This window comes from Rugamonas sp. FW305-51, from assembly GCF_058786935.1.
On the sequence record NZ_JBYSZG010000006.1, the window covers coordinates 179369 to 192275 of the forward strand.

10 protein-coding genes are annotated in these 12907 nt (G+C 66.1%); 8 read left to right on the top strand and 2 right to left on the bottom strand.

What is annotated here, in order from left to right:
- Positions 1-20 precede the first annotated feature (20 nt).
- From AC3WOS_RS06955 to AC3WOS_RS06965, 3 genes are all read left to right on the top strand, one after another.
- The gene (locus AC3WOS_RS06955) at positions 21-1151 is read left to right on the top strand and encodes an ABC transporter ATP-binding protein (protein ID WP_492715154.1); all 1131 of its coding nucleotides are present in this window, start codon (positions 21-23) and stop codon (positions 1149-1151) included.
- Positions 1152-1323: 172 nt separating this feature from the next.
- Positions 1324-2928 carry a methyl-accepting chemotaxis protein gene (locus AC3WOS_RS06960; RefSeq protein ID WP_492715155.1) on the top strand — a complete coding sequence of 535 codons (1605 nt, stop codon included), beginning with the start codon at positions 1324-1326 and terminating at the stop codon, positions 2926-2928.
- Between the two features lie 231 nt (positions 2929-3159).
- Positions 3160-4368, top strand: coding sequence for an AGE family epimerase/isomerase (locus AC3WOS_RS06965; protein WP_492715186.1), 1209 nt, complete (start codon positions 3160-3162; stop codon positions 4366-4368).
- Positions 4369-4472: 104 nt separating this feature from the next.
- On the opposite strand, the gene AC3WOS_RS06970 is transcribed toward AC3WOS_RS06965, so the two are convergent.
- Complete coding sequence (locus tag AC3WOS_RS06970) at positions 4473-4982, bottom strand: FxDxF family PEP-CTERM protein (RefSeq protein WP_492715156.1); 510 nt, start codon at positions 4980-4982, stop codon at positions 4473-4475.
- A gap of 190 nt (positions 4983-5172) precedes the next feature.
- Here AC3WOS_RS06970 and AC3WOS_RS06975 point away from each other — a divergent pair, with 190 nt between their 5' ends.
- Positions 5173-5778 (top strand): response regulator, encoded by a 606-nt coding sequence (locus AC3WOS_RS06975; protein WP_492715157.1) that lies wholly within the window; start codon positions 5173-5175, stop codon positions 5776-5778.
- The gene (locus AC3WOS_RS06980) at positions 5771-7588 is read left to right on the top strand and encodes an ATP-binding response regulator (RefSeq protein ID WP_492715158.1); all 1818 of its coding nucleotides are present in this window, start codon (positions 5771-5773) and stop codon (positions 7586-7588) included. Before AC3WOS_RS06975 ends, AC3WOS_RS06980 begins: the two co-directional genes overlap by 8 nt.
- Before the next feature lie 37 nt (positions 7589-7625).
- On the opposite strand, the gene AC3WOS_RS06985 is transcribed toward AC3WOS_RS06980, so the two are convergent.
- Positions 7626-8057 (bottom strand): DUF29 domain-containing protein, encoded by a 432-nt coding sequence (locus tag AC3WOS_RS06985; RefSeq protein ID WP_492715159.1) that lies wholly within the window; start codon positions 8055-8057, stop codon positions 7626-7628.
- 196 nt (positions 8058-8253) lie between these two features.
- Here AC3WOS_RS06985 and fdnG point away from each other — a divergent pair, with 196 nt between their 5' ends.
- The 3 genes from fdnG to AC3WOS_RS07000 are packed head-to-tail and all read left to right on the top strand — an operon-like array spanning position 8254 to position 12898.
- Complete coding sequence (gene fdnG / locus AC3WOS_RS06990; RefSeq protein ID WP_492715160.1) at positions 8254-11325, top strand: formate dehydrogenase-N subunit alpha; 3072 nt, start codon at positions 8254-8256, stop codon at positions 11323-11325.
- A gap of 18 nt (positions 11326-11343) precedes the next feature.
- A complete protein-coding gene (gene fdxH / locus AC3WOS_RS06995; protein WP_492715161.1) occupies positions 11344-12267 on the top strand; it encodes a formate dehydrogenase subunit beta in 924 nt (307 codons plus the stop codon).
- Positions 12254-12898, top strand: coding sequence for a formate dehydrogenase subunit gamma (locus AC3WOS_RS07000; protein WP_492715162.1), 645 nt, complete (start codon positions 12254-12256; stop codon positions 12896-12898). Before fdxH ends, AC3WOS_RS07000 begins: the two co-directional genes overlap by 14 nt.
- Positions 12899-12907 lie beyond the last annotated feature (9 nt).

The following is a 12907-nucleotide window of genomic DNA, read 5'->3' on the forward strand; positions in this document are numbered from 1 at the left end:
CGCCTTCAGGAGACATCAGCATGGCTAGCTTATCAATTCGTAACGTGCGCAAGGTTTATCCCAACGGCGCAGAAATCCTCAAGGGCATCGATCTGGAGATCGAGGACGGCCAGTTCCTGATCCTGGTGGGCGGCTCCGGCTGCGGCAAATCCACCCTGCTCAACATGATCGCCGGCCTGGAAACCATCTCCCAGGGCGAGATCCGCATCGGCGACCGCGTGGTCAACAACATCCCGCCCAAGTCGCGCGACATCGCCATGGTGTTCCAGTCGTACGCGCTGTACCCCACCATGACGGTGCGCGAGAACATCTCGTTCGGCCTGGGCATCCGCAAGGTGCCCAAGGCCGAGCAGGAAAAGATCGTCAACCGCGTGGCCGACACGCTGCAGATGGCCCACCTGCTCGACCGCAAGCCGGCCATGCTGTCGGGCGGCCAGCGCCAGCGCGTGGCCATGGGCCGCGCCATCGCCCGCGATCCGTCGCTGTTCCTGTTCGACGAACCGCTGTCGAACCTGGACGCCAAGCTGCGCGTGGAAATGCGGGCCGAGATCAAGCTGCTGCACCAGCGCCTGGGCTCGACCATCGTCTACGTCACCCACGACCAGATCGAGGCGATGACGCTGGGCGACCGCATCGCCGTCATGCGCGACGGCGTGGTGCAGCAGTTCGGCAGCCCGCAGGACATCTACGACCGTCCCGACAACCTGTACGTGGCCGGCTTCATCGGCTCGCCGTCGATGAACTTCCTGCGCGGCAAACTGCTGCAGGACGGCGCCAACGTCTCGTTCGCGCTGGAGCACGCGGGCCAGACCACGCTGCTGCCGGTGCCGGGCAACGTGCTGGCCAAGCACGTGGGCCGCGAGATCATCCTTGGCATCCGCCCCGAGCACGTGACGGATGCCGTCAGCGCCCGCCGCGCCGCCACGCCCGACGGCTACCATCCGACGGAAGTGGAATGCCTGGTCGAGATGACGGAGCCGACCGGCCCGGACACGCTGGTGTTCGCCTGGTTCAACGGCATCCGCGCCACCTGCCGCACCCACCCGCGCGCCGAAGCGACGGCCGGCCTGCACACCAAGCTGGCGTTCGACCTGTCCAAGGCCGTGTTCTTCGACCCGACGTCGGAACAGCGCGTCGACCTGGGGCAGTAAGCGCCCCGGCACGGCTGCCGCCTCCTGCGGCAGCCCCCCGTCCCCCTCCCCTCCCAGTTGTTTCCGGCTGCAGCAGCGCGGCGACCTCCGCGCCCACCGGGTCGCGGCGAGGCGCAGCACGCATACCCATACTAAAAGGCGCGGGCCACGACCGGCGTCATGGAGACTGAACATGAAGCTCAACGATATCAAGATAGGCTACCGCCTGATGCTGGGCTTCGGCCTGATGCTGGTCCTGATGGCCGGCATGACGGCCATCGCCGCACTGGCCTCGCGCCAGGCCGGCGCCAGCCTGACGCAATCGGTCAACGCCAGCAACGCCAAGTCGGCCCTGGTGGCCGCCATGCGCCAGAACCTGTTCCACCAGGGCCTGTCAGCCCGCAACATCGGCGCCACCGCCGACCTCAATCAGATGCAGCGGGAAATGGCCAACATCGGCATCGAACAGCAGCGCTACCGCGACAACGAAGCGAAACTGGCGGCCCTGGGCCTGAGCCCGGCCGAGCAAGCCATCGTGGCCGAGATGCACGGCTACGAACAGGCCAGCGCCCCCTTCATCAAGGAAGCGCAGGAATTCGTGGCCGGCTTCAACGCGGGCCAGGCGCTCAAGGTGCTGACCACGCAGGTGGCGCCGCTGCAGGACAAATGGCTGGCCGGGATCGACCAGGTGGCGGCCTTGCAGAACCAGCAAATCGGCGCCGGCATCACCCGTTTCAAGGATGACAGCGCGCGCGCCGCCGTCATCATGGTCGTGATCTGCGCCGTGGCCATGACGCTGGCCGTGGTGGTGGCGCTGCGCCTGAGCCGCAGCATCACGCGTCCCCTGCAGCAGGCGCTGGAGCTGGCCACCCGCGTGGCCGGCGGCGACCTGACCCAGCGCGTGAGCGTGGGCGCCCAGGACGAAACGGGCCAGCTGCTGCGCGCCCTGGCCGGCATGAACGACAGCCTGGCCGACACCGTGGGCGCCGTGCGGCGCAGCACGGAATCGATCACTGTCGCCTCGCGCGAGATCGCCAGCGGCAACGCCGACCTGTCCTCGCGCACGGAAGCCCAGGCCAGCGCGCTGGAACAAACGGCCAGCTCGATGGAAGAACTGACCGGCACCGTGCGCCAGAACGCCCAGCACGCGCAGCAAGCCAACCAGCTGGCCGTGTCGGCATCGGCCGTGGCCGCGCAGGGTGGGCAGATCGTGGCCGACGTGGTGCAGACCATGGCCACCATCAAGGCCAGCTCGTACCAGATCGTCGACATCATCGGCGTGATCGACTCGATCGCGTTCCAGACCAACATCCTCGCCCTGAACGCGGCGGTGGAAGCGGCGCGCGCCGGCGAACAGGGACGCGGCTTTGCCGTCGTCGCCTCGGAAGTGCGCAACCTGGCCCAGCGCAGCGCCGGCGCGGCCAAGGAGATCAAGGCCCTGATCGGCAATTCCGTGGACCAGGTGGACGCCGGCGGCAAGCTGGTCGACTCGGCCGGCCAGACCATGGAGCGCATCGTTACGGCCGTGCGGCAGGTGGCCGACTACATGCACGACATCACGGCCGCCAGCCAGGAACAAAGCGTGGGCATCGAGGAAGTGAACCGCGCCGTGGGCCAGATGGACGCCATGACCCAGCAGAACGCGGCCCTGGTGGAGCAGGCCGCGGCGGCGGCCGAAAGCATGCAGGAGCAGGCCACCAACCTGGCGAGTGCGGTCGGCATCTTCAAGCTCGGCGCGCAACAACCGCGGGGGGCAGTGCCAACAATCGTACACAGACTCGACCGTATTGCGCTCTGATCCGAAACGCAAGGACGCAGGCGCTATACCATTGCCGGCATGGGCCAGCGACTCAAAAAAGGGGTACGTCCCCATTTTTGCGTCTCCATTTTTGCCATTTTTGATCCGCAGGGCAAGGACGCAGGAGCTATACCGGTGCCGGCATGGACCACCGACTTGTCCAATTGCCGGAACCGACCCCGCACTTATTTGCGCACTTACTCAACCCATCACCAACCACTTGCCATGACGATGACACCCGACTTCCGCGCCCGCGCCACGCTGCTGGACCACATCCGCCACACCATGCGCTTCTACGAACCACGCTGCGTGGACGGCAGCGGCGGCTTCTACCACTACTTCAAGGACGACGGCACCGTCTATAACGCGCACAGCCGCCACCTGGTCAGCAGCACGCGCTTCGTGTTCAATTACGCGATGGCGTTCCGCCAGTTCCAGCAACCGGTCTACCTGGAACGCGTACGCCACGGCCTGGCCTTCCTGCGCAACGCGCATCGCAATGCGGCCACCGGCGGCTATGCCTGGGCGCTGGACTGGCAGGACGGCGCGGCCACCGTCACGGACGGCACCAACCACTGCTACGGCCTGGCCTTCGTGCTGCTGGCCTATTCGCACGCCGTGATGGCCGGCGTGGCGGAAGCGCGTACCTGGATCGCGGAGACCTACGCGTTGATGGAACAGCGCTTCTGGCAGGCGGAGCACGGCCTGTATGCGGACGAGGCGAGCGCCGACTGGTCGCAGCTGGCACCCTATCGCGGCCAGAACGCCAACATGCACAGCTGCGAAGCCTTGCTCGCCGCCTTCGAGGCGACCGGTGAACCGGCCTATCTGCATCGGGCGGAAACGCTGGCCCATAACATCACCGTGCGCCAGGCGGCACTGGCCGATGGACTGATCTGGGAACACTACCACCAGGATTGGTCGGTCGACGGCGACTACAACCGCCACGACAAGACCAACATCTTCCGTCCCTGGGGCTACCAGCCCGGCCACCTGACGGAATGGGCCAAGCTGCTGCTGATACTGGAACGCCACGCGGCCCAGCTGGCCGGCCCGTCCGACTGGTTGCTGCCGCGCGCCCGCGCCCTGTTCGACCAGGCCCTGGCCAAGGCCTGGGACGGCGAACATGGCGGCATCTGTTACGGCTTCGCGCCGGACGGCAGCATCTGCGACAGCGACAAATACTTCTGGGTGCAGGCCGAGAGCCTGGCCGCCGCCGCGCTGCTGGCCGCGCGCACCGGCGAGCCGGCGTACTGGGACTGGTACGAGCGTCTCTGGCACTACAGCTGGGAACATATGATCGACCACCAGCACGGCGCCTGGTATCGCCTGCTCAGCGCGGACAACCGCAAACTGGGCGACGAGAAAAGCCCGGCCGGCAAGACCGACTACCACACCATGGGCGCCTGCTACGAAGTGCTCAACGTCCTCGCCGGCTAAGCGGCATCGGCCGGCAGTGCGGGCAGCTGCCCGCCTGCGCCGCCGGCACCTTTCCCAAACGGGCAAGACACGCGGCGCCCACCCGCGCCTTGCCTACCTGTCCCTTACCGCGCGCGGCGGCGGCGCGCCACCACGCCCATCAACGCCAGGCCGCCCAGCAGCATGCCGTAGGTTTCCGGTTCCGGCACGGCCGTGGTGATGTTCAAGCCGCCCGAATAGCTGGCCGAGGGGCCGGCGAAGCCGCGCACAGTCAGCACCAGTGGGCCGCTGAAGCCCGTGTCGAACAGGTGGGCGCCGCTGACAAACAGCGCGTCGGCGATGTCCAGCTTCTTGCCGTTCAGGCTCACTTCCGTGAAGCGGATGTGCTGCGATTCGCTGCCGTAGAAATTCACCACCCCGCCATTGGCCATGAAATTGCCGTTCAGCGTAGGCGAGAACGTGTACGTGTCGCTGAAAAAATTGCCGTCGATGGGGTCGGGCAGACTCAGGTTGAAACTACCCGTCCATTCGTTGTGATGGTACGGCGATTGCAGCAACGGCACCGTGTAGTCGTGGGCCATGGCGGAGCCGGCGGCGGCGCCGGCCAGCACGAGTGCGAGCAAAGTCGATTTCATAGGATTCCCTTCGGTATTGGAGTTGGCGGCGCCGGCAAGCGCGCCGGGCCGGATCGGTACTGCGGGCCGGTGGCGGCCTCGCTGATCGTCATCGATGGTAATTTGATATCATTGCGGCGAACATAGTCCATTTGGACCGAATTGCGCCCGGCCACTTGCAGCGGCGGTCGTGCTGCGTTGTAATTACGCCATGAGCCATTCCTTTCTGTTGATCGACGACCATGCGCTGTTCCGTGCCGGCCTGCGCATGATGCTGGAGAACGCCTATCCCGGCCGGCCGTTGCGCGAGGCGGCCACGCTGGACCAGGCCGTGCACGGCCAGCACGATGCGCCCGCCCCCACCGTGACCCTGCTGGACTTGCAACTGCCGGGTCTGAACGGCATGGACGGCATGGCCCTGATCCAGCGCAAATGGCCTGACTGCGCCATCGTCGTGCTGTCGGCCGACGAGCGCCCGGACACGGCGCGGCGCGCGCTCGAACATGGGGCGCTGCGCTACATCTCCAAGCGGGAAACGCCGGCCGTCATCCTGGACGGCATCACGGCCGTGTTGCGGGCCGAACCGGGTATGCCAACGCCGTCCGCGCTGCGCCCCGCCGCGCCGCGCCTGACGCCACGCCAGTGCGAAGTGCTCGACCTGCTGTGCCAGGGCATGTCCAACAAGCTGATCGGGCGGCGCCTGAACCTGTCGGAGAACACGGTGCGCGGCCACGTGCAAGCCTTGCTGGCCCTGCTGCAAGTGGTGAGCCGGGCCGAGGCGGCCTACGCGGCCCGCAGCCGGGGGCTGGTTGGCTAGGCCGGGCGCGGCCCGGCGCGCCGAGGGATTGATCCGGGCCGAACAGATGCGCCTGTTGCTGGGCAATATGGGCAGCTCGCTGCTGCCCACGCTGGCGGTGGCCTCGCTGCTGCTGTACACGCTCGCCACCCCGGCCAACCTGCCGGGACTGCGGCTGTGGTGCGCCGCCGTCATCGGCTCCAAAGTGTTCGGCTGCTGGGACGCGCGCCGCATCCTGCGCGGCCGGATCGGGCCATGGCGTGCCTACCGGCTCGAACGCCGGATGCTCGTGCTGACCGCCATCGACGGCGCGGCCTGGGGCGCGCTGGCCTGGACCGGCTTCGATCCCGCCTCCACGGCCAACAGCATCCTGGTGGTGGCCGTGTTGTCTGGCATCGTCGGCAACGCCATGTCGATGCTGTCGCCCGTGTTGAGCGTGTTCGCCATCTTCTGCGTGTGCGAACTGGGCGCGCTCGCGCTCAGGGCGTGGTCGCTCGATGCGCTGCCGTTCCGGACCCTGAGCCTGGCCGTGGTGGTGTATTGCTTCAGCCTGCTCAGCCAGGCGCGCAACAGCGCCCGCGCCGCCCGCGCCGCCATCCAGCTGCGCTTCGACAATATCGGCCTGATACGCCAATTGCGTGTGGAGACCGACAAGACGCGCCACGCCCTGCATGCGGCCGAGGAAGCCAACCTGGCCAAGTCGCGTTTTCTGGCCGCCGCCAGCCACGACCTGCGCCAGCCCATCCATGCCCAGGGCCTGTTCCTGGAAGTGCTGGCCCGCTCGCCCCTCAACGACAGCCAGCGCACCGTGCTGGCCAGCGCCCGCGCCGCGTCCGAAGCGTCGGCCGGCATGCTGCATACGCTGCTCGATTTTTCGCGCATCGAAGCGGGCGTGATCGAGCCGCAGGTCGAGGCGTTTGCGCTGCAGCCCCTGCTGGCCAAGCTGGAAAGCGAACTGGCGCCGCAGGCCAACGCCAAGGGCCTGGTGTACCGCACCCGCGACAGCGGACTGGCGCTGCATACGGACCGCGCGCTGCTGGAACTGATCGTGCGCAACCTGGTGACGAACGCGGTGCGCTACACGGAACAAGGCGGCGTGCTGGTGGCCTGCCGCCGGCGCGGCGCCTGCGCCATGCTGGAGGTATGGGACAGCGGCATCGGCATCGCGGCCGAGCAGCAGGAGGAAGTGTTCCGTGAATTCCACCAGTTGGGCAATCCAGAGCGGGACCGGCAGAAAGGCCTGGGCCTGGGCCTGTCGATCGCGCGCGGCCTGGCCCAGCTGCTGGGGCACGAACTGACGGTGGCGTCGCGCCCGGGACGGGGCAGCGTGTTCCGGCTGGCCGTGCCGCTGGCGCCCATGCCGGCGCTGGCGGGGCCGCCAATGTCCATGCCGACGGCGGAACTGCCCGTGCGCCGCACCTTGCCGCTGCGCGCGCTGGTGATCGACGACGATGCCATCGTGCGCGTCAGCATGCAGCAACTGCTGGCCGGCTGGGGCTGCGACTGCCGGGTGGCCGACAGCATCGAACCGGCGCTGGCACTGGCGCAGTGCTGGCCGCCGGACATCATCATCAGCGACTACCGGCTGCGCGAGCAGCGCACGGGCGCCGAAGCCATCGCCATGCTGCGGGCCCAGGCCGGGCGCGCCATACCGGCCCTGCTGATCACGGGCGACACGGCGCCGGCCCGCCTGCGCGAGGCGCGCGCCAGCGGCGTGCCGCTGCTGCATAAACCCACCTCGCCCGAGCAGCTGTACCGCAGCATGGAGCAGGTCTGCGCCGCGGGGAACGGCCCGGCCACTGTGCCGCGGGCGGCAAGCGTATCGGCTTAGTCCACGCGGGCAATGGACTGGCGAGATCTGGCCAGCGTTAGTCCGGGGAAAATTCCGGACCAAGGACAGTGTCAACCGGCCACGGACATTCCTGCGGCAAATCGTCGAAGCCCGTTTCACGTATCGTCATGTTGCGGGCACGCCGGTACATTCGCGCCAACCAATCCGGGTCGTGCAGCAGGCCACGCAGGCTGGGGCTATCGGTCAATACATCTTCTATGCTGTCGCGTTGCTCCATGATGGTATTGGCCCAGCCCCGCCCTCGCAACCGCGGCTGATATTTCCATTTCATGAGGTGCGATATCAGGACGGCCAGACGATGCAGCAATTCACGCCTGTCGCTTTTGCCCACGGCCTCGATCTCCTCCGCAATGTGTGCCACGTCGATCAAAGCCCAATGGCCGGTCCGTAACAGGGCAACCTGCTCTTCGGCCCAGGCGACTATGCCCGTTTCATATGCTGTGTCCATGCTGTGCTCCTTCACACCTGTGGTTAGAACCCGGCACGAGGGGAAAGTTCCCCGGCAAGCCGTGAAAATATTATTGACTACTCAACAAAATTGGCTGATCTGATGCAAAATTGCCGCAGACAATAGCAAACCGACCACATTTGTTTTGATAGTGCTACACTGGCCGGTGTCTTTTCATTCATTGAGAGGCTCCCCCATGAACCAGATGTCGAGGCGTCAGTTCCTGAAGGTGACTGGCGCAACCCTGGCCGGATCGAGCATCGCGCTGCTGGGCTTCGCCCCGGCCACCGCGCTGGCCGAAGTCCGGCAATACAAGCTGGCACGCAGCACCGAGACCCGCAACACCTGTCCCTATTGCTCGGTAGGCTGCGGCATCCTGATGTACGGACTGGGGGACGGCGCCAAGAACGCCACGGCCCGCATCATCCACATCGAGGGCGACGCCGACCACCCCGTCAACCGCGGTACGCTGTGTCCGAAAGGGGCCAGCCTGATCGACTTCATCCACAGCCCCAACCGGCTGCAGGTGCCGGCCTACCGGGCTCCGGGCGCCACCGAGTGGAGCCCCATCGCCTGGGACGATGCGCTCAACCGCATCGCCAAGCTGATGAAGGCCGACCGCGACGCCAACTTCATCGAAAAGAACGGGGACGGCAAGATCGTCAACCGCTGGCTCTCCACCGGCATGCTGTGCGCCTCGGCCTCCACCAACGAGGTGGGCTACCTGACGCACAAGACCATGCGCAGCACCGGCATGCTGGCTTTCGACAATCAGGCGCGTGTATGACATGGTCCGACGGTGGCAGGTCTTGCCCCGACGTTTGGCCGTGGTGCGATGACGAATCACTGGGTCGACATCAAGAATGCCGATGTGATCCTGGTCATGGGCGGCAATGCCGCCGAAGCCCACCCGTGCGGCTTTAAATGGGTGACGGAGGCGAAGGCGCACCGCGGCGCCAAGCTGATCGTGGTCGACCCGCGCTTTACCCGCACCGCTTCGGTGGCCGATTATTACGTGGCCACCCGCACCGGTTCGGACATCGTGTTCCTGGGCGCGATCATCAACTACCTGCTCACCAACGACAAGATCCACCACGAGTACGTGCGCAACTACACCGACCTGCCCTTCATCGTGCGGGACGATTTTGCGCTCAACGACGGCCTCTATTCCGGTTACGACGACAAGGCCGGCAAGTATGCCGACAAGACCAGCTGGAACTATGAACTGGGCGAGGACGGCTACGCCAAAATCGATCCCACGCTGGAGCATCCGCGCTGCGTCTACCAGCTGCTCAAGAAGCACTACTCGCGCTACACGCCGGCCATGGTGCAGACGGCATGCGGCGTGCCGCCCGATAAATTCCAGAAGGTGGCCGAGATGCTGGCCTCCACAGCCGTGCCGGGCCGCGCCGCCACCATCCTGTACGCGCTGGGCTGGACCCAGCATTCGACCGGGGCGCAGACGCTGCGCTGCGGCGCCATGGTGCAGCTATTACTGGGCAACATAGGCATCGCCGGCGGCGGCATGAACGCGCTGCGCGGCCACTCCAACATCCAGGGCTTGACGGACCTGGGGCTGATGTCCAACCTGCTGCCCGGCTACATGACGCTGGCCGGCGAAGCCGAGCAGGACTTCGACGCCTACATCGCCCAGCGCGCCCTCAAGCCGCTGCGGCCCAACCAGCTCAGTTACTGGAGCAATTACCGCAAATTCCACGTCAGCCTGATGAAGGCCTGGTGGGGCGACGCGGCCACGGAGGAGAACAAGTTCGCCTTCGACTACCTGCCCAAGCTGGACAAGCCCTACGACATGATGCAAGCCTTCGAGCTCATGCATCAGGGGAAAATGAACGGCTACATCTGCCAGGGCTTCAACATCCTGGCCTCGGCGCCGGACAAGCAGAAGATCACGGAAGCGCTGTCCAAACTGAAGTTCCTGGTGGTGATGGACCCGCTGGCGGTGGAAACGGCCGAATTCTGGCGTCCCTTCGGCGCCTTCCACGAAGTCGATCCCGCCAAGATCCAGACCGAGGTGTTCCGCCTGCCCACCACCTGCTTTGCCGAGGAGCGCGGTTCGCTGGTCAGTTCCTCGCGCGTGCTGCAATGGCACTGGCAAGGGGCGGAGGGACCAGGCCAGACCCGCAGTGACCTGGAGATCATGTCGGGCATCTTCCTGCGCATGAAAAAACTGTACCAGACCGAGGGCGGCAAGTACCCCGATCCCATCGTCAACCTGACCTGGCCGTATGCGCAGCCGTTCAGCCCCACGCCGGAAGAACTGGCGATGGAATACAACGGCAAGGCACTCAAGGAACTGACCGATCCCAAGGACCCGACCAAGGTGCTGGTGAAGAAAGGCGAACAGCTGGCCGGCTTTGCCCAGCTGCGCGACGACGGTTCCACCGCCTGCGGTTGCTGGATCTTCGCCGGCGCGTGGACGGCAGCCGGCAACCAGATGGGCCGGCGCGACAACGCCGACCCGTCCGGCATCGGCCAGACGCTGAACTGGGCCTGGGCCTGGCCGGCCAACCGCCGCGTGCTCTACAACCGCGCCTCGTGCGACCCGAAAGGCAAGCCGTTCGACCCCACCCGCAAGCTGGTGGGCTGGAACGGGACCAACTGGGCCGGGGTGGACGTGCCCGACTTCAAGCTCGACGAACCGCCCGAGAACGGCATGGGGCCCTTCATCATGCTGCAGGAAGGGGTGGCCCGTTTCTTCTGCCGCGCCGGCATGAACGAGGGCCCGTTCCCCGAGCACTACGAGCCGTTCGAAACGCCGATCGGCCACAACCCGCTGCATCCGGCCAACGCGCGCGCCACCAGCAACCCCGGGGCCCGCGTGTTCCCGTCCGACCGCGCCAAGTTCGGCCTGGCGGCCGACTATCCGCACGTGGCCACCAGCTACCGGCTCACCGAGCATTTCCACTACTGGACCAAGCATGCGCGGCTCAACGCCATCATCCAGCCGGAGCAGTTCGTGGAAATCGGCGAAGAGCTGGCGGCCGAAATCGGCGTGGCCAATGGCGGCACGGTCAAGGTCAGTTCCAAGCGGGGCCACATCGTGGCCAAGGCGGTGGTCACCAAACGCATCAAGGCGCTCACCATCAATGGCAAGAAGACCCACACGGTCGGCCTGCCGATCCACTTCGGCTTCAAGGGCGTGACCAAGCCGGGCTATCTGATCAACACGCTCACCCCCACCGTCGGCGACGGCAATTCGCAGACCCCGGAATACAAGTCGTTCCTGGTCAAGGTGGAAAAAGCGTGAGTGCGCGAGGAGAATGAGATGGCACTGCAATCATTGGACATCAAGCGCCAGTCCGCCACCACGGTGCAGCCGCCGGACGCGCGCGAGCCGTCCCTGGGCACCGTGGCCAAGCTGATCGACGTATCGAAATGCATAGGCTGCAAGGCATGCCAGACCGCCTGCATGGAGTGGAACGACCTGCGCGACGAGGTAGGCGAGAACGCCGGCGTGTACGACAACCCGAACGACCTGTCGCCGCAATCGTGGACGGTGATGCGCTTTTCCGAACACGAGACGGGCGACGGCAACCTGGAATGGCTGATCCGCAAGGATGGCTGCATGCATTGCGAAGACCCGGGCTGCCTGAAGGCGTGTCCGGCGCCGGGCGCCATCGTGCAGTACACCAACGGCATCGTCGACTTCCACCAGGAGAACTGCATCGGCTGCGGCTACTGCGTGGCCGGCTGTCCGTTCGACGTGCCGCGCATTTCCAAGAAGGATAGCCGGGCCTACAAGTGCACCCTGTGCTCGGACCGGGTGGCCGTGGGCCAGGAGCCGGCCTGCGTCAAGACCTGCCCCACCGGCGCCATCGTGTTCGGCACCAAGGAGGACATGCGGCTGCATGCCGAGGAGCGCATCACCGACCTCAAGTCGCGCGGCTACGCGCAAGCGGGCCTGTACGACCCGGCCGGCGTGGGCGGCACCCACGTGATGTATGTGCTGCACCATGCCGACCAGCCTGGCCTGTACCACGGCCTGCCGGCCGCGCCCAGTATCAGCCCCATGGTCGGATTGTGGAAGGGCATGACCAAGCCGCTGGCCCTGGCCGGCATTGCCGTCACGGCGCTGGCGGGCTGGTTCCATTACTCGCGCGTGGGACCGAATGAAGTGAGCAAGGACGAAGAAGCCGAGGCAGTAAGGGACGCCAACCGGATCAGGGAGAGCCAAAATGAATCACGATAAGGATGGCAATCCGCTCATCGAGCGCTACACGGCCAATGAACGCAGCAGCCACTGGGTCACGGCCATCTGCTTCGTGCTGCTGATGGTGTCGGGCCTGGCCATGTTCCACCCTGCCACGGCATGGATGGCCGTTTTCCTCGGCGGTGGGCAGTGGACGCGCATTCTTCACCCCTTCATCGGGTTGATCATGTTCGCCGCCTTCGCCGGCATGGTGGCGCAATTCTGGCGCCACAACCAGTTCGAGCCGGGCGACCGGGAATGGCTGGACCAGGCGGGCGATGTGATCCACAAGCGCGAACATCTGGTGCCCAAGGTGGGCCGCTACAACGGCGGGCAAAAGCTGCTGTTCTTCGTGCTGATCGGCTGCATGGCCGTGCTGCTGCTGTCGGGCCTCGTGATCTGGCGCGCCTACTTCTCGGCCCTGTTCCCCATCGGCCTGGTGCGGCTGGGTGCCGTGCTCCATGCCTTCTGCGCCCTGCTCATCATCGTGGCCATCATCATCCACGTGTATGCCGGCCTGTGGGTCAAGGGTTCGCTGGGCGCCATGGTGCGCGGCACGGTGACCTACGGGTGGGCGCGCAAGCATCACGGACGCTGGTTCGAGGAGGCCGTGCGCAAGTCACGCGACTAGCGATTTCGC

Excerpts from the sequence above, each read along its gene's own strand:
- AC3WOS_RS06985 (WP_492715159.1), bottom strand. The coding sequence starts at position 8,057 with ATGGACACAGCATATGAAACGGGCATAGTCGCCTGGGCCGAAGAGCAG.
- AC3WOS_RS06965 (WP_492715186.1), top strand. The coding sequence starts at position 3,160 with ATGACACCCGACTTCCGCGCCCGCGCCACGCTGCTGGACCACATCCGC.
- AC3WOS_RS06960 (WP_492715155.1), top strand. The coding sequence starts at position 1,324 with ATGAAGCTCAACGATATCAAGATAGGCTACCGCCTGATGCTGGGCTTC.
- fdxH (WP_492715161.1), top strand. The coding sequence starts at position 11,344 with ATGGCACTGCAATCATTGGACATCAAGCGCCAGTCCGCCACCACGGTG.
- AC3WOS_RS07000 (WP_492715162.1), top strand. The coding sequence starts at position 12,254 with ATGAATCACGATAAGGATGGCAATCCGCTCATCGAGCGCTACACGGCC.
- AC3WOS_RS06955 (WP_492715154.1), top strand. The coding sequence starts at position 21 with ATGGCTAGCTTATCAATTCGTAACGTGCGCAAGGTTTATCCCAACGGC.
- AC3WOS_RS06975 (WP_492715157.1), top strand. The coding sequence starts at position 5,173 with ATGAGCCATTCCTTTCTGTTGATCGACGACCATGCGCTGTTCCGTGCC.
- AC3WOS_RS06970 (WP_492715156.1), bottom strand. The coding sequence starts at position 4,982 with ATGAAATCGACTTTGCTCGCACTCGTGCTGGCCGGCGCCGCCGCCGGC.